Below are 21,416 nucleotides of genomic sequence, written 5' to 3'. Positions count from 1 at the left end.
AGTCCCCAAAGAAAAACCAGCCCGCGGGCTGGTTTTTCATGGAGCGGGCCTGCGCCTACTTGGCCGTGGGCATCACGAATTCCGCGCCCTTGGGCGTGCTCTCGGGCCAGCGCTGCATGATGCTCTTTTGGCGGGTATAGAAGCGCACGCCTTCCTCGCCGTAGGCGTGCATGTCGCCGAACAGGCTGCGCTTCCAGCCGCCGAAGCCGTGCCAGGCCATGGGAACGGGAATCGGCACGTTGATGCCGACCATGCCGACCTCGATGCGGCGGCCGAACTCGCGCGCCACATTGCCGTCGCGCGTGAAGCAGGCCACGCCGTTGCCGAACTCATGGTCGTTGACCAGCTGCACGGCCTCGGCGAAGTCCTTGGCGCGCACCACGGCCAGCACGGGGCCGAAGATCTCTTCCTTGTAGATGCGCATGTCGGGCGTGACATGGTCGAACAGCGTGCCGCCCAGCCAGAAGCCGCCCGAGGTGTCGGTGCCCGTGGCGGCGCCGGCCGCCTTGCCGTCGAAGCCCCGGCCATCGACCAGCAGCTGCGCGCCTTCCTTGACGCCCAGGTCGATGTAGCCGCTGATGCGCTCGTGCGCGGCGCGCGTCACGATGGGGCCCATTTCCGCAGCCAGGTCCTCGCCGTCCAGCACCTTCAGCGCCTTGGTGCGCTCGATCAGGCGCGGCAGCAGCTGGTCGGCCACGTCGCCCACCAGCACGGCCACGCTGATGGCCATGCAGCGCTCGCCGGCCGAGCCGTAGCCGGCGCCGATCAGTGCGTCCACGGCCTGTTCGATATCGGCGTCGGGCATGACCACCATGTGGTTCTTGGCGCCGCCCAGGGCCTGGACGCGCTTGCCGTGGCGGGCGCCCGTCTCATAGATGTAGTTGGCAATCGGCGTGGAGCCGACAAAGCTCACGGCCTTCACCTGGGGATGCTCGATCAGCGCATCCACGGCTTCCTTGTCGCCCTGGACCACGTTGAACACGCCGTCGGGCAGGCCGGCCTGCTTGAGCAGGTCGGCGATCAGCAGCGAGGGCGTGGGATCGATGGGACTGGGCTTGAGCACGAAGGTGTTGCCCGCCGCAATGGCCACCGGGAACATCCACATCGGCACCATCACGGGGAAGTTGAACGGCGTCACGCCCGCCACCACGCCCAGCGGCTGGCGCAGCGTCCAGTTGTCGATGCCGGTGGAGACCTGGTCGGTGAAATCGCCCTTGAGCAGTTGCGGGATGCCGCAGGCGAACTCCACGATGTCGATGCCGCGGCTGACCTCGCCCTGCGCATCGGTGAAGACCTTGCCGTGCTCGGCCGTGATGGCGTGGGCCAGTTCGTCCTTGTGCTGGTTGAGCAGTTCGAGGAAGCGGAACATCACGCGCGCCCGGCGCAGCGGTGGCGTGTCGGCCCACTTGGGGAAGGCCGCCTGGGCGGCCGCCACGGCGGCATCGACATCGGCGCGCGAGGCCAGGGCCACGCGGCCCGTGACCTGGCCGGTGGCCGGGTTGGTCACGTCCTGCTCGCGGCCGCTGGCACCTGCCGTGCGCTGGCCGTTGACGTAATGGACGATGGAAGCGAAGGAGGTGTTTGCGGTGTTCATGCCAGCCAGTCTAGGAGTGCGCTTTCGGCCTGCCTAGGCGCTGCGCTTGAATTGATTGTTCATTTTGCTGAACAATCCCTGCATGGCAAATGAAAAACCCGATGCCAAGGCCGAGGCCTTGTGGAGCCACCTGCACTGGCTGGTCGTGCTGGAGCAGCAAGGCAGCTTCACCTCGGCCGCCGCGCGCCTGGGCGTGAGCAAGGCGGCCATGAGCCAGCGCGTGGCCGAACTGGAGCGCGCGGCCGGCGTGGCCCTGGTCACACGCACCACGCGCAGCGTGCGCCTGACCGAAGCGGGCCAGCGTCTGGTGGACGAGACGCGCGGCGCCTTCGAGCACATCGCCGACAGCTTTGCGGGCGTGCGCGACCTGGCGGCCGAGCCGCGCGGCCTGCTGCGCGTGACCGCGCCCGTGGCCTTCTCGCGCCAGCAGCTCATGCCCCGGCTGCCGGCCTTCCTGCGCGCCCATCCGCAGATCCGGCTGGAGCTGGACCTGTCTGACCACCTGCGCTCGCTGGCGATGGAGGGCTTCGACATCGCCGTGCGCCATGCCTCCACCCCGCCCGAAACCCATGTGGCCTGGGCGCTGGCGCCCACGCGCTCGCTGCTGGTGGCCAGCACGGACTACCTGGCCGCGCACGGCACCCCGGCCACCCCGCAGGACCTGGCCGCGCACCAGTGCCTGCACTACCCGCGCACCCAGGGCGCCATGGCCTGGAGCTTCGTGCCCGCCGATGCCGATGCCGGTGCGGACGCCGGTGCAGACGCCGCACGCACCGTCGTGCCCGTGGCCGGCGGCTTTGCCGCCAACAACAGCGAAATGCTGCGCGACGCCGCCATGGCAGGCCTGGGCATCGCCCTGGTGCCTGACTTCAGCGCCCAGTCGGGCCTGGCCTCCGGCCACCTGCGCGAGGTGCTGCCCGGCTGGCGGCCCGTCGATGCCTTCGGCGAACACCTGTTCGCGATACGCCCCTACGCCAGCCACGTGCCGCGCGCGGTGGCAGTGTTCGTGGAGTTCCTGCGGGCGTCGTTTGCGGCGGGGTTCATTCGGTGAAGGCTGCTGCTCCTCAGGCCTTGATCCCCAGCTTGTCCACCAACTGCTTGAACACCGCGTTGTCGCGGTCGATCACGGCCTTGAATTCGGGCTGGTCCAGGTAGCCCTCGCCCATGTTCTGCTTGGCCATGGTCTCGCGCAGGACGGGGTCCTTGAGGGTCAGGGCCATGGCCTTGCGCAGGGTCTGAACCACGGCGTCGGGCGTGTTGCGGGGCACGGCCAGGCCGCGCCAGCCGCCGATGAGCAGGTCGATGCCGCGCTCCTTGAGCGTGGGCACGGCTTCCCAGCCGGCCTGTATGCGCTGCTCGGCCATGATGGCCAGCGGGCGGATCTTGCCGGCCGCCACATAGGTGGCCACCTCCACGGGCGTGACGGCCACGGCCTCGATGTGGCCGCCCAGCAGGTCGAGCACGGCGGGGTTGGCGCCGCGGTAGGGCGCGTGGTTGAACTTCACGCCCACCTTGTCCTGCAGCGCGGCGGCGGCCAGGTGGCCCAGCGAGCCCGGGCCGGCATTGCCGATGCGCACGGCGGCCTCGTCCTTGCGCGCGGCGGCGATCAGTTCCTCGATGCTGCGATAGGGCGAGTCGGCACGCACGGCGATGGTGGCGGGGTCGGCATTCAGGCGGGCCACGGGCAGCAGGGCGTCGGAGCTGATCTTGGTCAGCCCCATGTGCGGGATCATGGTCAGCTCGACGGTGATGATGCCGATCTTGTAGCCATCCGGCCGGGCATTGGCCAGTTCGGTCCAGCCCACGGCGCCGCTGGCGCCTGCGCGGTTGAGCACGATCAGGTCCTGCGGCAGGTGCTTGCGCGCCACCTCGGCCAGCGCGCGTGCCAGCACGTCGGTGCCGCCGCCAGCGGCAAAGGGCACGATGAGTTCAATGGGGCGCTGGGGCCAGGCGCCGGCCGGTGCCTGCGCCATGGCGGGCAGGACCGGCGTTGCGGCCAGGGCGGCCAGCGAGTGGATGAATTGGCGGCGGGATGCGAGGGTCATGGCTTGTCTCCGGGATCTTTGTTATGTGGCGATGTCTGCGCTTCAATCCATTTTGATGTTGGCGGCCTTGATCACGCCGCTCCACAGCGCCTGTTCCGAGCGCACGAAGCCTGCGAACTGCTGCGGCGTCATCTCCATGGGCTGTATGCCGATCTCTTCGAGCTTGGCACGCGTTTCGGGGTGGCGCAGGGCGGTGGCCAGGCTTTTGTTCAGGCGCTCGGTGAGCGCGGGGCTCAGGTGGGCGGGGCCGACGAAGCCCTGCCAGGCATAGGCTTCGAAGCCGGGCACGCCGGCTTCGGCCATGGTGGGTACGTCGGGCAGGATGGGCAGGCGCTGGGGCGTGGCCACGGCCAGCACGCGCAGCTTGCCCGCGCGGATGGCCGAGATGCTGGGCGGCAGGTCCACGAACATGGACTGGATCTGGCCGGCCATGAGGTCCTGCAGCGCCGGGGCCGAGCCCTTGTAGGCCACGTGCAGGATCTGGGTGCCCGTGCGCTGCTTGAACAGCTCCAGCGCCACGTGCAGCGGCGATCCCGGGCCCGACGAGGCCGAGGAGATGCCGCCCGGCTCCTTGCGCGCCATCGCCAGGAATTCCTGCACGTTCTTCGCAGGGAAGGACGGATGCACGGCCAGCACCAGCGGCATGCGGCCCAGGCCGCCGATGTAGCTGAAGTCCTTGCCCGCGTCATAGCTCAGGCGCGCATACATGGCGGGGTTGAAGGCCAGCGTGCCCGAGTCGGCCGTGCCCAGCGTGTAGCCATCGGCCGGGGCGCGTGCGATCAGCGTGGCGCCGATGATGCTGGCCGCGCCGGGACGGTTGTCCACCACCACGGGCTGGCCCAGGTCCTTGCCCATCTGCACGGCCAGCTGGCGCGCGATCACGTCGGTGGTGCCGCCCGGTGCGTAGGGCACCACCCATTTGACGGGCTGGGTGGGCCAGGCTGGCGCACTCTGGGAGGACGGGGCTGGTGCGGATTGCGCCTGGGCGGTGCCCATGCCCAGCGTCAGCAGGGCGCAGGAAAGCCAGGCCTGGCGGTGCAGGGCCATTGGGTTGAACAGCATTTGTTGTCTCCGGTGGTTTTTATGGGTGTCTGTTGCGCCGTGCTTCAGCGCGGCCGCAGCATCCATTCGTGCGCGGGGTCGTTGCGGAAGGCCCAGCGCCGCTCGGGCCCGGCCATGGTGTTGAGGTAGTAGAGGTCGTAGCCGTGCGGGGCCACGCAGGGGTGGTAGCCGCGCGGCACCATCACGGTGTCGCGGTGCTCCACCGCCATGGCTTCGTCGATGCTGCGGTCATCGGTGTAGACGCGCTGGAAGGCAAAGCCCTGGCTGGGGTTGAGCAGGTGGAAGTAGGTCTCCTCCAGCACGGTCTCGGCGTCCGGTGCGGCGGGGTCGGCGCTGTCGTGCTTGTGCGGCGGATAGCTGGACGAGTTGCCTGCGGGCGTGATGACCTCGACCACCAGCAGGGACTCGGCCGCCTCGGTCTCGGGCAGGATGTCGCAGACATGGCGCGTGTTGCTGCCCTGGCCGCGCACGCTGCGGCGCATGCTTTCGGGCGCAATCACGCGCGTGGCATGGCGGCCCGTGGCGGGTGCGGCGCTCAAGGCAACGTCGGCCGGGCCGCGCGCCGTGATGCGCAGGCTTTGGCCGGGCGGCACGTAGACGGCCGTGGGCGCACTCTCCTCGAACACGCTGGCGCGGCTGCCCAGGGCGCTGAACGCCTGGCTGCCGACCTGCACATCCACCTGGCCGGTGAGCACGGTGATGCAGTATTCAAGCGGGCCGGTGGACAGCACCTCCACCTCGCCCGCCTGCAGCCTCAGGGCCTTGAAGTGGATGTGCTTCCAACCCGCGCTGGCGGGCGTGATGTCGGTGACGACGCGGCCGGGCGCGGCCTTGACGAGAAGGCTCATTGGGAGACCTTCGCCCTCACGGGCTGCGGTGCGAGCCCCCTTCGGAGCGGCCGGGCGGGGGCTCATGCCGCGGCTCCTTCGGTGATGTCCTGGCGCGCGTCCACGCGGCTGGCATCCCAGCCCGCGATCAGCGCGCGGAAGTTGGCGGCGACGGCATCGCGCAGCGCGGCGTCGTCCAGCTCGTTGCGCAGCCACTGCAGCGCGGGTCCGGCCCAGACGCTGCGGCCGATCATGAAACCCTTGACCACGGGCGCCCGCGCCTGGGCAAAGCCCTGCACCAGTTGCTCCACGGGCTGAGACAGCCCCAGGATCACGGCGCCCCGGCACCAGGGATCGCGTTCGTTCACCAGGGCGTCCAGCGCCTCCCAGTTCTCGCGCGCCATGGTGCCGACCTTCCACCATTCGGGCTTGAGGCCCAGGTCGTAGAAGTGGCGTATGGCGCGCAGCACGGCCTCGCCCCGGTCGTCGGGCGCCAGCGTGTCCTTTGGCGGGATCACTTCCAGCAGCAGCTCATGGCCGCTGGCGCGCGTGGCGGTCCATACCTGCTTCAGCCAGGCATCCTGCTCGGCGCGCAGTGCGGGTGTGTCGTCGGGGTGGTAGAAGACCAGGCATTTGACGGTATGGCTTTGCGGCCAGTGCAGCAGCTCGGACGCCAGCGAGTCCGTGCCGTCAAAGCGCAGCGGGCGCGAGCCCGGCAGCTCGATGGGCCGGCCTATCCACCAGCCGCGTCCCGTGGCGTCGTGCAGCGCGGCCTCGCCCAGGTCGTGCCGGCCGTCGATCAGCACGCCCATGCGGCCCGCGTTGCCCGGATCGCGCTCGACCTGTGCGACCACCTCGTTGATCAGCCGCTTGAGCGGGCGCAGCCGCGCGGGCGCTGCGCCGGCCTCGCGCGCCAGATCGTCGAACTGGCTGCGGTGGTCATAGGCCAGCACGCACAGCGCGGGCCACTGCGGCCGCGCGCGGCTGATGCGGTGCAGGTGGGACAGCTCGGGGTCCTGGTCGGGACGCGGATGGCGGTGGCCCGAGAACCAGTGCGCCAGCTCGGCCTGCGTGGGCATGGCCGGCGCGCAGCCATGGCGCGAGACCACGATGGCGCCGCAGGCGTTGGCAATCGCCGCAGATTCCTCCAGGCTCTTGCCGCGCAGCAGCCCGGACAGCAGGCCCGAGGCAAAGGCATCGCCCGCGCCCAGCACATTGAGCACTTCCACGCGCTCGCCCAGCACTGTGGGCGCATCGGCGATCGCATCGGGCACCTCGCCCTCGATCAGCGAGCAGCCCAGCGGCCCGCGCTTGACCACGAAGACGGCGCGGCTGCATTCGCGCACGCGGCGCAGGCTGGCGATCAGGTCGCCCTCCACGCCGCCGGCGATCAGCCATTCCTCCTCGGTGCCGATGATGAGTTCGAACTGGCCCAGCTCGGCCTGCAGCCTGCGGCTGACCTCGGCGCTGGCCACATAGCGTGTCTCGCCGTCGCCGCGCGAGGCCAGGCCCCACAGCACGGGCCGGTAGTCGATGTCCAGCACGCGCACCAGGCCGTGGCGGCCTGCCATCTCCAGTGCCTTGCGGCTGGCGGCCAGCACGCCGGGCGCGCTCAGGTGGGTGCCCGTGATGGCCAGGCAGCGGCAGCGGGCCAGGAACGCCTCGCTGATGGCCTCGGCGTCCAGTGCCATGTCGGCGCAGTTCTCGCGGGCGAAGAGCAGGGGGAAGGTTTCCTGGTCCTTGATGCCCAGCAGCACCATGCCGGTCAGGCGCTGGGCATCGACCTGCACCTGGCTGGTGTCGCAGCCCTCGCGGCGTAGCGTCTCGACCAGGAAGCGGCCATTTTGTTCATCACCCACGCGCGAAATCATGGCCGAGCGCAGCCCCAGGCGCGCCGTGCCGAAAGCCATGTTGCCGGAGGAGCCGCCCAGGTACTTGGCAAAGCTGCCGGCCTCCTCCAGGCTGCAGCCGATCTGCTGCGCGTAAAGGTCCACGGCCAGTCGGCCCAGGCAGGCCACGTCCAGCGGCCGGTCGGAGGGAAAGTTCAGCATGCTCATCGTCATAGGCCTGTGCGTTGCGGACACCCGCGTGCGGGCCTGTCCATAATCGTTGCGTGCATGCGATCATAGATCGAAATAGAAAAAGTTTTCCATATATATGAAAAATAGAAAAACCCTTGGCGATGCAGGTGCCCCCTCGCTGGCCGGCCCCTACGCCGACCGCGCCGCCTTCCTCACCGTGCTGCGCGAAGGCTTCGAGGCCCTTAGCCGCCAGCTCAAGGCCATCGGCCGCCATGTGGAAATGCAGGGCGATCGCCTGGCCTTCGAGGGCATCCAGGCCACGGCCGAGCAATGTGGCGTGCAGCCTTCGGCCGTGGTGCGCTTTGCCAAGCATTTCGGGTTCTCGGGGTACTCGGAACTGCAGGCGCTGTTCCGCGCCGATGCGGCGCGCCAGCTCTCGGCCCAGCATGACTACCAGGACCGCATCCGGGGCCTGATCGCCTCGGGCAACGAGCCACGCAGCAGCGCGCGCCTGGCGCACGAGGTCATCGAAGGCAGCATCGAAAGCCTGCAGGCCCTGCAGCGCGGCCTGCCGCCCGAGCAGTTCGAGGCGGCGGTGGATCTCATGCTGGATGCCCCCTCGCTGTGGCTGGCCGCCTCGCGCCGCGCCTTCCCCGTGGGCGCCTACCTGGCCTATGCGCTGCAGCACACCGAAAAGCCCGTGCACTGGCTGCACGGCCTGGGCGCCATGCAAAAGGGCGAGCTGCGCGCGCTGGCGCCCGGCGACGTGATGCTGGCCGTCTCCTTCGAGCCCTATGCGCCCGAAACGCTGGAGGTGGTGGACGCGGCCCTGGCACGCGGCGCGCGCCTGCTGGCGCTGACCGACAGCCAGCTCAGCCCCCTGGCATCCCGCGCCACCGTCACCCTGCTGGCCCAGGACGCAGCCACTTTCGGCTTTCGCTCGCTGACCAGCACGCTGACCCTGGCGCAGTCGCTGTTCCTGGCGCTGGCCTACCGGATGGAGCTGGCATACGAGCCTTCGGTGAAGAGGTCCTAGGCGGCAGCGTTCCGCCCAGGGCCGCTTTGTGGGGGTTCACCAATGCGCAGGCTTGCTGGCTGGTTTTTTCCGCGTCTGCACGTTCAGCGGCAACTGCGATTGCGCCAGCTCGTCGTCCCTGATGTGATGGCGAACCCAGTGCGCCAACGCCGTCAAGCGCTTGTTGGGCACTTTGCCGTCTGCTGCGGTCCTGTCGCGCAATGGCATGACCAGCCCCAGCCTGGCGGCGGGCACGTCCTCGCGCAGCATGCGCAGTGCGGGTTCCACGTCACTGTCGTTGGAGCAGATCACCAGCTGGTCGCATTCGCCACGTACTGCATCACGGTAGGCGTGCAGCGCAAGGTTCACGTCGGTCTGCTTTTCTTCGATCATCCAGACGCGCGACACGTTGTTCTTGCTCGGGTTGGCGCCCGCTTGGTAGCTCGGCAGGGATGTGGGTTCGAAGACGTGGAAGCCGTTGACGATCTGGATCAGGCCAGGGTCTCGTGCCTGAAGGGCGCGAAGGTACTGGGTCTGTGCCTGGACCGATGCCTCGCCATGCCGGGCGTACGAGGCTTTGACGGGGGCCGTGAAGTACTTGATGGCGACAACCTCTGCCCCAGGGTCTTGCGGCAGCAGGATGCGATCACGAAACAGCGCAGCAATGTCCAGCCACTTGTACGGCGTGCCCTTGAGCCGCGAGTAGTAGAGGTTGTAGCCGTCGATGTAGATGGTTGTTCTGGTCAATGTCCAAGCCACCAATGAAAAGACCACCTTGCGGTGGCCTTTTCGCCCTAAGCCTGAGCCAACTGAATGACACCGCGAAGGGATTGTGTAGCGCGATTCTAGCAACTCCTGCCATTCAAAGGCCTGGAACGGCGCCTGTTCCTGCGCCGCACGCCGTTGGACAGGCGCGCGGGTTGATGCCCGATGCGGCACTGCAGTCCCGGGGGGCCTCTTCTATCCCGCAGCCGCCGCGCGCAGCAGCCGGTCGCGCACGCCTTCCCAGTCCGGCGTGTCGGGCGGAGTCTCGATCCAGATCAGCCTGGCGCCGACTTCATCGAAGTCGCGCAGGGCGCCGAACAGCTCGCGTGCGGTGGCGGCGGCGTCGGCGGGCATGGCGCGCAGCGTGACGGCGCGCGAGGCGGTGCGCAGCGGTGTGCGGTGGTAGACGGCCAGGTTCCTGGCGTCGGCGCCCAGCACGTCCAGCCCGGCCTGCAGCTGTTTTGCGTCCATGAGGCGCACCTGGGCGTTGGGCGCGTAGTGGGCCAGCAGGGTGCCGGAGGCGCGTGGCGTGTTTTCCTGCAGCTCTTCCTTGGACAGGGGGCGCTGGCCGCAGGCGCGCTCGATGTCGTCGCGCGTGATGGCGCCGGGGCGCAGCAGCACGGGCACGCCGCGCGTGCAGTCCACGATGGTCGATTCAATCCCCACTTCGCAGGCGCCGCCGTCCAGCACCAGCAGCGTGTCGCCGAACTCGCCGGCCACATGGGCCGCCGTGGTGGGGCTGACGCGGCCGAACTTGTTGGCGCTGGGCGCCGACACGCCCCAGACGGGCGGCTGCAGTTGCTGGCAGGCGGCCAGCACGGCATGGGCGACGGGGTGTGACGGGCAGCGCAGGCCCACGCTGTCCTGGCCGCCGGTCGAGGCCCGGGCGGCCTGGGGCAGGCGCGGCAGGATCAGGGTCAGCGGGCCGGGCCAGAAGGCGTCGATCAGCTGCTGCGCGAACAGCGGCACTTCGCGTGCGTAGCGCGTAATGGCGCCGCTGTCGGCCACATGCACGATGAGCGGATGGTTGGGCGGCCGGCCCTTGGCGGTGAAGATCTGCGCGACGGCCGCGTCGTTGTCGGCATCGGCCGCGAGGCCGTAGACGGTTTCCGTGGGCAGGCCCAGCAGTTCGCCGCGCTGCAGCGCCTGTGCGGCGGCCTGGACAGAGGCCGCCAGCGTTCCATCGAGAATCATCGCGCGGGCCTTCAGAACGGCTCTATGCCCAGGATGGCAGCGGCCTGCAGGGCGGTGGAGCGCACGGCCTCGGGCGAGGGGCCGGTGACGTTCAGGTGGCCCATCTTGCGGCCGCGCTTGGCGTCGTGCTTGCCGTACAGGTGCAGGTGGCAGCCGGGCAGGGCCAGGACCTGGTCCCAGGCCGGCGCCTTGACCTGCTCGCCGTCCTTGAACCACAGGTCGCCCAGCAGGTTCAGCATGATGGACGGGCTGTGCTGGCGCGGCTGCGTCAGCGGCAGGCCGGTCATGCAGCGCACCTGCAGCTCGAACTGCGAGACATCGCAGGCGTTCTGGCTGTAGTGGCCGCTGTTGTGCGGGCGCGGCGCGATCTCGTTGACCACGAGCATGCCGTCCTGCAGCACGAAGAATTCGACGCAGAGAACGCCCACGTAGTCCAGGCCATCGGCCACGGAACGTGCGGCGGCCAGCGCCTGCTCGACCTGGGCCTGCGGCAGGTTGCCTTCGTAGACCTCGGTGACGGAGAGGATGCCTTCGCGGTGCAGATTGCGTTGCACGGGCAGGTTGACCATGGAGCCGTCACGGCCGCGCGCCACGATGACCGAGCATTCATGGGCCAGCGGCAGCATTTTTTCCAGCACGCAGGCCACGCGGCCCAGTTGCTCCCAGGCGGTGGCCAGCTCGGCGGCGTTCTTCACGCGCACCTGGCCCTTGCCGTCGTAGCCCATGCGGGCGGTCTTGAGGATGCCGGGCAGCAGGCTGGCGTGCACGGCCGCCAGCTGGGCGGGAGTCTCGATCACCGCGTAGGGCGCGCAGGGCACGCCGCAGCGCACGAAGTGGGCCTTTTCCTGGGCGCGGTCCTGGGCAATGGCCACGGAGGAGCCAGCCGGCGAGACCGGCCGCTGGGCGGCCAGCAGGTTCAGCGCCGCGGCGGGCACGTTCTCGAATTCGGTGGTGACGGCGGCCGACAGGCGCGCCAGTTCGGCCAGACCCTGCGGGTCTTCGTAGCCGGTACGGATGTGGTGGTGGCTGACCAGGCCGGCAGGGCTGGTCGGGTCGGCGTCGAGCACGGCCGTGAAATAGCCCATGGCCTGGGCCGATTGCACGAACATGCGGCCCAGCTGGCCGCCACCCAGCACGCCCAGCGTGGCGCCCGGCAGGATCACATCTGCGCTCATACGGCCACCGGGGGAAGCGTCATCGCGCGCGCTGCGGCGGTCTGCTCGGCGCGGAAGGCTTCGAGCCTGGTGCGCAGGGCCGGGTCCTCATTGGCCAGCAGGGCCACAGCGAAGAGGGCCGCATTGGCCGCACCGGCCGCGCCGATGGCGAAGGTGGCCACGGGCACGCCCTTGGGCATCTGCACGATGGAGTGCAGCGAGTCCACGCCCTGCAGGTGGCGGCTGGCCACGGGCACGCCGAGCACGGGCACCACGGTCTTGGCGGCAATCATGCCGGGCAGGTGGGCAGCGCCCCCCGCACCCGCGATGATGGCCTTCAGGCCACGGCCGGCAGCGGCCTCGGCGTAGGCGAACATGTCGTCGGGCATGCGGTGGGCCGAGACGACCTGGGCTTCATGGGCGATGCCAAATTGCTGAAGAATGGCAACTGCGTGCTGCATGGTCTCCCAGTCGCTGCTGGAGCCCATGACCACACCGATCTGGATGGAGTTCATGTCGTGAGGGCGCCTGCGGCCCGGCCTAGTGGAACCCGCGATTTTACTTTTTTAGTCCTAATTCGCGTAATCCATGCGCCAAATCACCGCACAGCCGTGTGCTGCTCGCGCGCAAAACCCAGCACGCGCTGGCGAAACACATGGGTCAGCCAGGCCAGGGCCAGCCCCACCTGCACGGCCAGCGACAGCCACATTCCGCTGGTGACGGGCTTTGTCAGGCCGGCTGCCAGCGGTTGGGCCAGCACGGCGGCATCGGCCCCGGCCAGGCCAAAGGCCAGCAGCGGCAGCACGATGTTGACCAGCAGCCAGGTGACGGCAAACGCGGCCAGCGGCGACTTGATGCGCCCGGCCAGCAGGGAAAAGCCCGTGGCCAGCGCGGCATCGCGCAGCAACTGCGCCGTGGCCAGCGCCGCCAGTTGGGCCGCGCCCGGCACCATGGGCTGGCCGCCCGCGGGCCACAGCAGCCACAGCGCGCAGGCCAGCACGGCCAGCAGCCAGCTCACGGGCCACAGCGGCAGCGCTTCGAGCGCGCCACGCCAGCGCCCCTGCAACACGCACCACTGCACCTGGCGCCAGCTGCGCAGGCCCTCGTCCATGCCGTGCAGGCAGACATAGGCCGTGCCCGCCAGCGCCAGCCCGGTGGTCCAAGCGAAGAAGGAGGCCGGGCCGGGGCCCTGCAACTGCATTGCATCGAGGTGCATGCCTCCAAAGGCCAGGCCCGCCACGCACAGGCCCAGCGGCCAGGCCCAGGGCAGGGTGCGCACATCCAGCCGCGTGCACAGCAGCCGCCACAGGGCCAGCAGGCCCAGCCCCAGCGCGATGGCGCCGAACAGGTAGATGGCGCCGCGCCCATGCAGCGGCACGGACCACCACAGCACAGGGCGGCCTTCTTCGCGGCCCAGCTGCTCGGTCAACCGGCCCAGGATGGGGCCGGGCAGCACCATCACGAACAGCAGCGGCACCAGCACGAAGCGGATGCGGCGCGCGGGCTGCTCCTTCGGCCCCCAGCCCATGAGCACGGAGTGCATGCTCCAGGCCTGCAGGGCCAGGCCCCACAGCACGGCCTGCAGCACGGCGTGCACGCCCCAGGCCAGCCCGCCCGGCTGGCCCGCCGAGGTGGCCAGCACGGCAAGCGCGCACCACAGCATGTACAGCCAGGCCGGCAGCGGGGCGCCCAGCAGCTTGCCCCAGGCCATCTGCCAGGGCGTCAGGGCCGACAGGCGCTGCCAGTCCCAGGTGTGCTGGTGCGCCTCTTCGTTGAGGCCGCGCCCGGCCAGCACGCTGCCCAGGCCGGCCGCGGCGATCCACATGCCGATCAGGGCAGCAACCAGCAGGGCATGCAGGCGGTCTTCGGGCTGGACCAGGACCATTGGCGTGGCCAGCAGCAAGGCGGTGAGCAGCAGGCTCCAGCCCAGTTGGGCGGGCCGCCAGTTGAGCCAGAGTTGGCGCTGGAATTCCGGGTTGTGCGTCATGGCTGCTCCGCAGGGGTGAGGGGGGCTGCGGCCTGCAGGCCGCGTGCGTAGCGGTCCTGCAGGCGCTCGCGCACAGGCGCCAGGCTGGCCACGGGCAGGCCGGCGCCAACCAGGCGTGCCAGCAGATCGGCGCGTTCGCGCGGCGGCGTGGGCAGCCAAAGCTGCAGATGCACCAGGCCCTGGTCATCGGGCGGCGGCACAGGGGTGTCGGGAAGGACCTGGTGCAGCTGCCGCGCCAGCGACCCGGCCGAGGCGCCTGGGGGCGGTGCCAGCTCCAGCGCGTACAGCGCCAGCGGCACATCGCCGCCGGCGGCCGGCGCCTGAATGCCGCCGTGCAGGGCCTCGTGGCTTTCCACGCGGCCGCCGCGCAGGCTCAGGATGTGGGTGCAGTACTCGTCGAGTTCGCTGAGGATGTGGCTGGAGACGATCAGGGTCATGCCCTGGGCCTGCAGCGCCCGCATCAGCTGGGACAGGCTGGCGCGGGCCTCGGGGTCCAGGCCGCTGGCCGGCTCGTCCAGCAGCAGCACGCGCGGCTGGTGGACGATGGCCTGGCCGATGGCCACGCGCTGGCGCTGGCCGCGAGACAGCTCGGTGGGCAGGCGCTCCAGCAGATCGGCCAGGCCCAGCTGCCCGGCCACGTGCGCCACGCGCTGCGGTGCCTCGGACGGGGGCACGCCCATGGACAGGGCCGCGTACTGCAGGCAGCGCCGCACGCTCAGGCGGTCATAGAGGCCGAAGAAATCCGACAGATAGCCCAGGTGCCGGTGCACTTCGCGGGGCTGCTCCTGCACGGCAATGCCATGCACCTGGACCTGGCCCGACAGCGGCTGGTCCAGCCCGGCGATGCAGCGCATCAGCGTGGATTTGCCGGCGCCGTTGGGCCCCACCAGGGCCGTGACGGTGCCTGCGGCGATATGGACGCTGACGCCATCGAGCGCGCGGTGGCCTGGGTACTCGAACACCAGCTGCGAAACCTTGATCAAGGCGAGCCCTCCCTCATTGCGTTGATGGCAGGCCGCAATGGCGGCACAGCGCGCCAATATAGCCCAGCGCTGCCGCGCCGCGCCCTCGGCCGGGCGGCTTGAAATGCGCGCAGCCTGCTCCCATCTGGGGTGGCTGCCGCCCAGGGCGTTCACGCCCTGGGCCTTGGAATTGCTGGAGAATCACACGGTCCGTATCGGAGGCATTCGGCCGCCGAACTCCGAACCGCCACAGTCCGCGCGCCCTGGCCGCGCGCCTTGCCACAGGGTCTGATCACATGATTGATGTCACCATTGAGAATTTCGAAGCCGAAGTCGTCGCCGCCTCCATGCAGGTGCCGGTGCTCGTCGACTTCTGGGCGCCCTGGTGCGGCCCGTGCAAGACGCTGGGCCCCATCCTGGAAAAGCTCGAAGTGGCCTACGAGGGCCGCTTCAAGCTGGTCAAGATCGACTCCGACCAGGAGCAGCAACTGGCCGGCATGTTCGGCATCCGCTCCATCCCGACCTGCATTCTGATGATGGGCGGCCGCCCCGTGGACGGCTTCATGGGCGCGCAGCCCGAAGGCAAGCTGCGCGAGTTCCTTGACAAGCACCTGCCCTCCGAAGGCGAACTGGCCGCCGAGGCCGAAGCCGACGAGGCCCACCAGTTGCTGGAAGCCGGCGACACCCAGGCCGCCCTGCAAAAGCTGGCCGACGCCCTGGCCGCCGACCCCGCCAACGACGATGCGCGCTTCGACTACGTGCGCCTGCTGATCGCCACGGGCGGCTACGAAGAGGCCGGCGCCCTGCTGGCCGAGCCGCTCAAGCGCATTCCCCAGGCCACGCGCTTCGAGGCGCTCAACCAGTGGCTGCAGTGCATGCTGTTCGTGCACAACGACGAGCGTGGCAACTGGGAGTTTGCGCAGTTCGACGCCGTCATCGCGCAGAACAAGCGCGACTTCGACACCCGCTTCGGCAAGGCCCGGGCCCTGGCCGCCGAAGGCCAATGGGCAGCCAGCATGGACGAACTGCTGGAAATCATCATGCGCGACAAGGATTGGAACGGCCAGGCTGCGCGCAAGCTCTACGTGGGCATCCTGGAGCTGCTCACGCCCCCGAAGCCCAAGAAGCAGGACGCCATCCCCGGCAAGAGCAGCGGCGGCATCGAGCTGCTGGGCAAGGCTGGCGCCGAGCAGGACGAAGCCACGCAACTGGTCAACAGCTACCGCCGCAAGCTCAGCATGGCGCTGAACTGAGACCGGCGCTGCACGGGTGAAGAGACGGGGGAGCCTTGCGGCTCCCCTTTTTCATGGCGAGGGCTCAGGGTGCAACCGGTTCCTCGGCCGCATGCGCGCGGTGCAGCAACTGCACGAAGCCGGGCGCATCGGGCAGACGCACATCGGCCAGGCGCCTGACCGGAATGCCCGGGGACCACGAATTCATCACCACGGCGCCGGCCAGGGATGGCAGGTCGGCCAGGGTCAGCACGGCCTGGCGCTGCGCCACGCCCAGGCGCTGCAACTGGCGCCGCAGCATGGACTCGGTCGTGCCCGGCAGCACCTGGGCGCGCGGCCAGACCACGGCATCTCCATCCCAGAAGGCCAGGTTCCAGATGGTGGCCTCGCCAATGCGGCCGTGGCGGTCGGCAAAGGCGGCGTCGTCAAAGCCCTGGGCCACGGCGCGGCGCAGCAGATGCGTCTTGGCCACCTCGCCCACATGCTTGAGGTGGGGCAGCATGCGCTCATGCTCGAACAGCGCCAGGCTCAAGGGCCCGGCGGGGCCCGAGGCGGGTGCCGAGGTGCGCACCAGCATGCGCGGCCGCGCATCGGCGGCCGTGAATTCCCCGGCAGGCGAGTACACCGTGGCGGTCAGCGAAACATCCTGCGGGCCGTTGGCAAGCGCTGCCCGCAGCTGCGCCTGGACATGGTCATCGGACAAGGCCTGGCCGTACAGCTCCAGCGAGGCCTGGCGCAGACGCTGCAGATGCAGGTCCAGCCCGCGCAGCCTGCCGCCGCGCACCTGCATGGCCGTGAAATGGGCATGGCCGGCAAAGGCCAGGGCGGCGAGTTCGGCCGCCGTAGCGGGCTGCCCATCGATAAGGCTGGTGAAGAAGGAGGCGGTTTCCATGGGTTCATCCATCAAGTTTTCTTGATTGTTCGATGGCAGTCCCAAAAGAGGAAGCAAGTAGTATTCGGCACTTCATCAAGAAAAATTTGAAGATCCATGCGCCAGCTTCCACCCGGCACGCGCGCCCTGCGCAGCTTCGAGGCTGCAGGGCGCCATCTGAACTTCACGCGCGCGGCCGACGAACTGGGGCTGACCCCGGCGGCGGTCAGCCACCAGATCAAGGAGATGGAGGAACAGCTGGGCCTCGTCCTCTTCACGCGCAACAGCCGCAGCATGCAGCTCACGCCCGCAGGCAGCGTGCTGCTGGAGGCCACGGCCGAGGCGCTGGGCCTGCTGCGGCGCGCCACCGGCCGTGCCCGCCAGCTGGCCCGGGGCGAGACGCGGCTGCGCCTGTCGCTGGGCGCGCGCTTTGCCACGCAGTGGCTGCTGCCCCGGCTGCCGCGCTTTCGCGCCGCGCATCCGCAGATCGAACTGAGCTTCGACATCTGCGACGAGGTGCGCGACTTCGACGCCGATGACATCGACGCCGCCATCCGCTTCGGCACCGGCCGTGATCCGCACACCCTTGCGGTGCGCCTGTTCGATGCCAGGGTGCTCCCCGTCTGCAGCCCGTCCCTGCTGCAGTCCGGCCCGCCGCTGGCCCGGCCCGTTGATCTGCTGGCGCACACGCTGTGCCATGTCGATTGCAGGGTGGACGGCCAGGTCTGGCCGAACTGGCCGATGTGGATGGCGGCGGCCGGCGTGGAGGGCCTGGACGCAGGCCGCTGCATCGCCTTCACCGACTCCAGCCATGTCGTGCAGGCCGTGATGGACGGTGGCGCCGTGGGCCTGGTCGAGCAGGATTTGGTGGCCGAAGACCTGGCCCGTGGCCGCCTGGTGCGCCTGTTCGACATCACCGTGGGCCTGGGCCCGGCCTATGCCTACCACCTGCTGTACCCCCGACGCAGCCAGGGCCAGCCGGCCATCGAGGCGCTGCGTGCGTGGGTGCTGCAGGAGGCCGGGCTGTAGCGCCTACTGCCGTACGGGATCGGCAAATCGCATCAACCCGCGCACCACGGCCAGCACGGCCGGGTCTTGTTGCGCGGCGCTGCGGCAGGCCAGTCCCAGCGGGCGTGTCAGTGCGGGGCTGAGTCCGCGCTGCTGCAGCGTGCGGCTGACGGCGTCCATGGGCTCCTCGCGTGGCAGGACCGTGGGGCCGTGGCCGGCGGCGACCAGGGCGCGTATGCCTTCGGGAAAGCTCATTTCCATGCGTGGCTGCGGCAGCAGGCCCGCCTGGGCGAACCATTGGGACAGCAGGCGGTGCATCTGGGTGCCGGCGGCAAAGCCTATCCAGGGCTGGGCGTTGAGCCATTCGGGCGTGATCTGGTCGGGCAGCGGCATCTGCGGCGGGGCAAACAGCTCCATGGGGTCGTTGCGCCAGGCACGCATTTCAAGGCCTGAAGGCAAGGGCTGGGGCAGTCCGACCAGGGCCAGGTCCAGGTGGCCAGTCGCCAGGCGCTGCATGGCCTGGGCGGAACTCACGACTTCCAGGCGCAGTTCCACGCCGGGCGCGTGCTCGGCCAGCCATTGCAGCAGTTCGGGCAAAAGCAAGGGGCTGACGCCGGCCGAGGCGCCTATGCGCACGCTGGCGCCAAAGCCCTCGGCACGCTTGCGCACCTGGCGCAGCAGGGATTCGCTATCGGCCAGCAGGCGGCGTCCGCCTTCGGCCAGCAGAGCGCCTGCGGGCGTCAGCTGCGCCTGTCGCTTGCCGCGCACCAGCAGGGGGGTGTCCAGGCGCGCTTCCAGCTCCTGGATATGCAGGCTGACGGCTGGCGGCGACAGGTGAAGGGCCTGGGCGGCGGCAGCCAGCGTGCCCAGGTCGGCCACGGCCACCAGGGTCTGGAGCTGGTCAAGGTTCAGGCGTCGCATCAGGTTTCCTGAAGATGATGTTCTGAAGATTCGACTTTATCTAATCTGGGTGCGAATCCATCATCCCGTCCCGTATCAAGAGCGAGGCCATGGAATGGAATTGAGCAATGCGGTGCTGGCCGCGGCCCTGGGGGCCGCGCTGATGAATGCGGGATGGAACAGCGCCATCAAGCTGGGCGGCGACAAGATGGTCGCCATGGCGCTGACCACGGGGCTGGCCAGCCTGTGGTCGCTGCTGGTGCTGCCCTGGCTGGACTGGCGCGCGGCGGGGCTGTGGGACGCATCGGTGTGGTGGTGGCTGGCGGCCTCGGTGGCTGTGCACACCGTCTATCACTTCGTGCTGCCGCGCGCCTACCAGCATGGCGAGTTCGGCGTGGTTTACCCGGTGGCACGCGGCAGTGCGCCGCTGTTCGTCACGCTGGGCGCGGCGCTGCTGGCCGGTGAGTGGCCGGGCGTACCCGGGCTGGCCGGCGTGCTGTGCCTGTCGCTGGGCGTGCTGGCGCTGTCGGTGCGCAGCGGCGCGGCCAGCGGTTATGGCGGCAGCGGCTATGCGCTGGCCACGGGCGCCATGATTGCCTGCTATACGGTCATCGACGGGCTGGGGGCGCGCGCATCCGGTTCCGCGCTGCTCTATGCGGCCCTGCTCACGCTGGGCGATGGCCTGGCCACGGTGCTGATCGTCGCCTGGCGGCGCGGCCCCGCCGTGCTGCGTGCCGATGCACGCACCTGGCGCCTGTGCGCCCTGGCCGCCGCCATGCAGCTGAGTGCCAGCTGGATGGCGACCTGGGCGCTGTCGCAGGCGCCCATGGGGCTGGTGTCTGCGCTGCGTGAAAGCAGCGTGCTGTTTGCGGGCTGGATTGCCGCCTGGCTGATGCGCGAGCGCCTGGGCCGCGTGCGCATGCTGGCCTCGGCCCTGGTGTTCGGCGGCATCGTGCTGGTGCGCTGGGGCGGTTGATCCGCCCGGCGCTAACGGCGGCTGCGTGCTCAGCCGTGGCTGATGCGCGTGCCCAGGAGCGTCAGGAACTGGGCGATCCAGGCCGGATGGGCCGGCCAGGCGGGGGCGCTGACCAGGTTGCCTTCGGTGTGCGCCTGGTCCACGCCGATGTCGGCGTAGGTGCCGCCGGCCAGTTCGACCTCGGCACGGCAGGCCGGGTAGGCCGAGCAGGTGCGGCCCTTGAGCACGCCGGCTCCGGCCAGCAGCTGGGCGCCATGGCAGACGGCGGCCACGGGCTTGTTGTTGTCGAAGAAGTGGCGCACGGCGGCGCGCACGGCGTCGTAGTTGCGCAGGTACTCGGGGCCGCGTCCACCGGGGATCACCAGGGCGTCGTACTGCTCGGGCTTGATGTCGGCGAAGCTGGCGTTGAGCGTGAAGTTGTGGCCGGGCTTTTCGCTGTAGGTCTGCGCGCCCTCGAAATCATGGATGGCCGTCTTGATGTGTTCCCCGGCCTTCTTGTCGGGGCAGACCGCATGCACCGTGTGTCCCACGGCCTGCAGGGCCTGGAAGGGGACCATGGTTTCGTAGTCCTCGCAGTAGTCGCCACAGATCATCAGAATCTTCTTGCCAGCCATGTGCTTGCTCCTTCAGAAAAAGCCAGAGGAAGCGAACATTGTGGCAGCGTCGGTGACGCAGGCATGACCGGCTGCAAAAACGCAGGCCCGCAACGAAAAAGAGAGCCGAAGCTCTCTTTTGCGGGGAAAGGCGCGCGGGGCCGGGCTACGGCGGGCCGTCAGGCCGTCAGGCGCTGCAGGGCTTCACGGTACTTGGCGGCCGTCTTCTCGGTCACTTCCTGGGGCAGGCGCGGGGCCGGGGCCTTCTTGTCCCAGGGCTTGCCGTTGACCTGGGCCTGCTCCAGCCAGTCGCGCACGAACTGCTTGTCGTAGCTGGGCGGGTTCTCGCCATTGGCCAGGGCCTGGGCATAGCCCTCCACGGGCCAGTAGCGCGAGCTGTCGGGCGTGAGGACTTCGTCCATCAGCACCAGTTCGCCGTTCTCGTCCAGGCCGAATTCGAACTTGGTGTCGGCAATGATCATGCCCTTTTCGAGGGCGATGGCCGCAGCTTCCTTGTAGATGCGGATGGCCGTATCGCGGATCTGGGAGGCCAGCTTCTCGCCGACCATCTCCACCGTGCGCTCGTAGGTGATGTTCTCGTCATGGTCGCCCATCTCGGCCTTGGCGGCCGGCGTGTAGATGGGCTCGGGCAGCTTGGCGGCGTTGGTCAGGCCTTCGGGCAGGGGCACGCCGCAGACCGAACGCGATTCCTGGTATTCCTTCCAGCCGCTGCCGGCCAGGTAGCCGCGCACCACGGCCTCGATCAGCACGGGCTTGAGGCGCTTGACCAGCATGGAGCGGCCCGTGACCTGGGGCACTTCGGCGGGCGTGACCACGGACTCGGGCGCTTCGCCGGTCAGGTGGTTGGGGCAGATGTGGCCGAGCTTGTCGAACCAGAACAGCGCCATTTGCGTCAGCAGCTCGCCCTTGCCGGGGATGGGCTCGCCCATGATCACGTCGAAGGCCGACAGGCGGTCCGAGGCCACCATCAGGATGCGGTCATCGCCCACGGCATAGTTGTCGCGCACCTTGCCGCGCGCGAGCAGCGGCAGCGAGGCAATGTTGGAAGTGTGCAGGGCGGAGGGGCGGGACTGGGTGGTCATGTGAGGCAAGGGGCAATCTGGCAAAGAGGCTGCAGCGGCCGGATGGCTGCAAGCGGCACGCGCAGGAGCGCGATTCTAACCAACGGCGCCTCACGGTGACGGGCGGC

General features: G+C 69.5%; 20 protein-coding genes. 5 read left to right on the top strand and 15 right to left on the bottom strand.

All coding sequences use genetic code 11. The features are described from left to right. Positions 1 to 55: 55 nt before the first annotated feature. Entirely contained in the window at positions 56 to 1,594 is a 1,539-nt protein-coding gene (locus tag ACUTR7_RS06850; RefSeq protein ID WP_034389893.1) for a CoA-acylating methylmalonate-semialdehyde dehydrogenase, read from the bottom strand. Between the two features lie 82 nt (positions 1,595 to 1,676). On the opposite strand from ACUTR7_RS06850, the gene ACUTR7_RS06845 reads away from it, so the two are divergent. Next, positions 1,677 to 2,645, top strand: a complete 969-nt coding sequence (locus tag ACUTR7_RS06845) for a LysR family transcriptional regulator (RefSeq protein WP_445608429.1) — start codon at positions 1,677 to 1,679, stop codon at positions 2,643 to 2,645. A gap of 13 nt (positions 2,646 to 2,658) precedes the next feature. On the opposite strand, the gene ACUTR7_RS06840 is transcribed toward ACUTR7_RS06845, so the two are convergent. The 4 genes from ACUTR7_RS06840 to ACUTR7_RS06825 form a co-directional block, all read right to left on the bottom strand. Beyond that, entirely contained in the window at positions 2,659 to 3,639 is a 981-nt protein-coding gene (locus ACUTR7_RS06840) for a Bug family tripartite tricarboxylate transporter substrate binding protein (protein WP_269197665.1), read from the bottom strand. 42 nt (positions 3,640 to 3,681) lie between these two features. After that, entirely contained in the window at positions 3,682 to 4,701 is a 1,020-nt protein-coding gene (locus ACUTR7_RS06835; protein ID WP_012202915.1) for a Bug family tripartite tricarboxylate transporter substrate binding protein, read from the bottom strand. A gap of 44 nt (positions 4,702 to 4,745) precedes the next feature. After that, complete coding sequence (gene iolB, locus ACUTR7_RS06830) at positions 4,746 to 5,549, bottom strand: 5-deoxy-glucuronate isomerase (RefSeq protein ID WP_192367389.1); 804 nt, start codon at positions 5,547 to 5,549, stop codon at positions 4,746 to 4,748. Positions 5,550 to 5,611: 62 nt separating this feature from the next. Next, positions 5,612 to 7,585 (bottom strand): bifunctional 5-dehydro-2-deoxygluconokinase/5-dehydro-2-deoxyphosphogluconate aldolase, encoded by a 1,974-nt coding sequence (locus ACUTR7_RS06825; RefSeq protein WP_445608428.1) that lies wholly within the window; start codon positions 7,583 to 7,585, stop codon positions 5,612 to 5,614. A gap of 100 nt (positions 7,586 to 7,685) precedes the next feature. On the opposite strand from ACUTR7_RS06825, the gene ACUTR7_RS06820 reads away from it, so the two are divergent. Next, a complete protein-coding gene (locus ACUTR7_RS06820; RefSeq protein WP_445608427.1) occupies positions 7,686 to 8,585 on the top strand; it encodes a MurR/RpiR family transcriptional regulator in 900 nt (299 codons plus the stop codon). Between the two features lie 36 nt (positions 8,586 to 8,621). Here ACUTR7_RS06820 and ACUTR7_RS06815 read toward each other — a convergent pair whose 3' ends face one another. The 6 genes from ACUTR7_RS06815 to ACUTR7_RS06790 all read right to left on the bottom strand — a co-directional run bounded on the left by ACUTR7_RS06815 (position 8,622) and on the right by ACUTR7_RS06790 (position 14,647). Then, the gene (locus ACUTR7_RS06815; RefSeq protein WP_225971041.1) at positions 8,622 to 9,311 is read right to left on the bottom strand and encodes an NYN domain-containing protein; all 690 of its coding nucleotides are present in this window, start codon (positions 9,309 to 9,311) and stop codon (positions 8,622 to 8,624) included. Positions 9,312 to 9,524: 213 nt separating this feature from the next. Continuing rightward, the gene (locus tag ACUTR7_RS06810; protein ID WP_034389903.1) at positions 9,525 to 10,523 is read right to left on the bottom strand and encodes an L-threonylcarbamoyladenylate synthase; all 999 of its coding nucleotides are present in this window, start codon (positions 10,521 to 10,523) and stop codon (positions 9,525 to 9,527) included. A gap of 11 nt (positions 10,524 to 10,534) precedes the next feature. Next, entirely contained in the window at positions 10,535 to 11,698 is a 1,164-nt protein-coding gene (locus ACUTR7_RS06805) for a 5-(carboxyamino)imidazole ribonucleotide synthase (protein WP_445608426.1), read from the bottom strand. Then, on the bottom strand, positions 11,695 to 12,192 hold the full coding sequence (gene purE, locus ACUTR7_RS06800; RefSeq protein WP_012202922.1) for a 5-(carboxyamino)imidazole ribonucleotide mutase: 498 nt from the start codon (positions 12,190 to 12,192) through the stop codon (positions 11,695 to 11,697). Before purE ends, ACUTR7_RS06805 begins: the two co-directional genes overlap by 4 nt. Before the next feature lie 83 nt (positions 12,193 to 12,275). Further along, positions 12,276 to 13,664, bottom strand: a complete 1,389-nt coding sequence (locus ACUTR7_RS06795) for a hypothetical protein (RefSeq protein ID WP_445608425.1) — start codon at positions 13,662 to 13,664, stop codon at positions 12,276 to 12,278. Continuing rightward, on the bottom strand, positions 13,661 to 14,647 hold the full coding sequence (locus tag ACUTR7_RS06790; protein WP_445608424.1) for an ABC transporter ATP-binding protein: 987 nt from the start codon (positions 14,645 to 14,647) through the stop codon (positions 13,661 to 13,663). Before ACUTR7_RS06790 ends, ACUTR7_RS06795 begins: the two co-directional genes overlap by 4 nt. A 275-nt stretch (positions 14,648 to 14,922) precedes the next feature. Here ACUTR7_RS06790 and trxA point away from each other — a divergent pair, with 275 nt between their 5' ends. After that, positions 14,923 to 15,879, top strand: coding sequence for a thioredoxin (gene trxA, locus ACUTR7_RS06785; RefSeq protein ID WP_012202925.1), 957 nt, complete (start codon positions 14,923 to 14,925; stop codon positions 15,877 to 15,879). Positions 15,880 to 15,943: 64 nt separating this feature from the next. Here trxA and ACUTR7_RS06780 read toward each other — a convergent pair whose 3' ends face one another. Further along, on the bottom strand, positions 15,944 to 16,750 hold the full coding sequence (locus tag ACUTR7_RS06780; protein WP_445608423.1) for an aminotransferase class IV family protein: 807 nt from the start codon (positions 16,748 to 16,750) through the stop codon (positions 15,944 to 15,946). Between the two features lie 96 nt (positions 16,751 to 16,846). Here ACUTR7_RS06780 and ACUTR7_RS06775 point away from each other — a divergent pair, with 96 nt between their 5' ends. After that, complete coding sequence (locus ACUTR7_RS06775; RefSeq protein WP_445608422.1) at positions 16,847 to 17,758, top strand: LysR substrate-binding domain-containing protein; 912 nt, start codon at positions 16,847 to 16,849, stop codon at positions 17,756 to 17,758. Positions 17,759 to 17,761: 3 nt separating this feature from the next. Here the strand turns inward: ACUTR7_RS06775 and ACUTR7_RS06770 are convergent, their stop codons facing one another. Beyond that, the gene (locus ACUTR7_RS06770) at positions 17,762 to 18,658 is read right to left on the bottom strand and encodes a LysR family transcriptional regulator (protein ID WP_445608421.1); all 897 of its coding nucleotides are present in this window, start codon (positions 18,656 to 18,658) and stop codon (positions 17,762 to 17,764) included. Positions 18,659 to 18,752: 94 nt separating this feature from the next. On the opposite strand from ACUTR7_RS06770, the gene ACUTR7_RS06765 reads away from it, so the two are divergent. Beyond that, entirely contained in the window at positions 18,753 to 19,613 is an 861-nt protein-coding gene (locus tag ACUTR7_RS06765) for a transporter (protein WP_445608420.1), read from the top strand. A 29-nt stretch (positions 19,614 to 19,642) separates the two neighbouring features. Here the strand turns inward: ACUTR7_RS06765 and ACUTR7_RS06760 are convergent, their stop codons facing one another. Both ACUTR7_RS06760 and ACUTR7_RS06755 read right to left on the bottom strand, forming a co-directional pair. Continuing rightward, a complete protein-coding gene (locus ACUTR7_RS06760) occupies positions 19,643 to 20,227 on the bottom strand; it encodes a DJ-1/PfpI family protein (RefSeq protein WP_012202930.1) in 585 nt (194 codons plus the stop codon). 158 nt (positions 20,228 to 20,385) lie between these two features. Next, complete coding sequence (locus ACUTR7_RS06755; RefSeq protein WP_012202931.1) at positions 20,386 to 21,309, bottom strand: phosphoribosylaminoimidazolesuccinocarboxamide synthase; 924 nt, start codon at positions 21,307 to 21,309, stop codon at positions 20,386 to 20,388. Between the last annotated feature and the right edge of the window lie 107 nt (positions 21,310 to 21,416).

This window comes from Delftia sp. NA_296.1 (genome assembly GCF_052692095.1).
Note: the sequence above shows the minus strand (reverse complement) of the source record. Positions and strands in the feature narration are given on the sequence as shown.

Coding starts and splice junctions, on each gene's coding strand:
- ACUTR7_RS06795 (WP_445608425.1), bottom strand. CDS start 13,664: ATGACGCACAACCCGGAATTCCAGCGCCAACTCTGGCTCAACTGGCGG.
- ACUTR7_RS06770 (WP_445608421.1), bottom strand. CDS start 18,658: ATGCGACGCCTGAACCTTGACCAGCTCCAGACCCTGGTGGCCGTGGCC.
- ACUTR7_RS06825 (WP_445608428.1), bottom strand. CDS start 7,585: ATGAGCATGCTGAACTTTCCCTCCGACCGGCCGCTGGACGTGGCCTGC.
- ACUTR7_RS06805 (WP_445608426.1), bottom strand. CDS start 11,698: ATGAGCGCAGATGTGATCCTGCCGGGCGCCACGCTGGGCGTGCTGGGT.
- ACUTR7_RS06850 (WP_034389893.1), bottom strand. CDS start 1,594: ATGAACACCGCAAACACCTCCTTCGCTTCCATCGTCCATTACGTCAAC.
- iolB (WP_192367389.1), bottom strand. CDS start 5,549: ATGAGCCTTCTCGTCAAGGCCGCGCCCGGCCGCGTCGTCACCGACATC.
- ACUTR7_RS06765 (WP_445608420.1), top strand. CDS start 18,753: ATGGAATTGAGCAATGCGGTGCTGGCCGCGGCCCTGGGGGCCGCGCTG.
- ACUTR7_RS06760 (WP_012202930.1), bottom strand. CDS start 20,227: ATGGCTGGCAAGAAGATTCTGATGATCTGTGGCGACTACTGCGAGGAC.
- ACUTR7_RS06820 (WP_445608427.1), top strand. CDS start 7,686: ATGAAAAATAGAAAAACCCTTGGCGATGCAGGTGCCCCCTCGCTGGCC.
- ACUTR7_RS06775 (WP_445608422.1), top strand. CDS start 16,847: ATGCGCCAGCTTCCACCCGGCACGCGCGCCCTGCGCAGCTTCGAGGCT.
- ACUTR7_RS06810 (WP_034389903.1), bottom strand. CDS start 10,523: ATGATTCTCGATGGAACGCTGGCGGCCTCTGTCCAGGCCGCCGCACAG.
- ACUTR7_RS06845 (WP_445608429.1), top strand. CDS start 1,677: ATGGCAAATGAAAAACCCGATGCCAAGGCCGAGGCCTTGTGGAGCCAC.
- purE (WP_012202922.1), bottom strand. CDS start 12,192: ATGAACTCCATCCAGATCGGTGTGGTCATGGGCTCCAGCAGCGACTGG.
- ACUTR7_RS06755 (WP_012202931.1), bottom strand. CDS start 21,309: ATGACCACCCAGTCCCGCCCCTCCGCCCTGCACACTTCCAACATTGCC.
- ACUTR7_RS06835 (WP_012202915.1), bottom strand. CDS start 4,701: ATGCTGTTCAACCCAATGGCCCTGCACCGCCAGGCCTGGCTTTCCTGC.
- ACUTR7_RS06780 (WP_445608423.1), bottom strand. CDS start 16,750: ATGGAAACCGCCTCCTTCTTCACCAGCCTTATCGATGGGCAGCCCGCT.
- ACUTR7_RS06840 (WP_269197665.1), bottom strand. CDS start 3,639: ATGACCCTCGCATCCCGCCGCCAATTCATCCACTCGCTGGCCGCCCTG.
- trxA (WP_012202925.1), top strand. CDS start 14,923: ATGATTGATGTCACCATTGAGAATTTCGAAGCCGAAGTCGTCGCCGCC.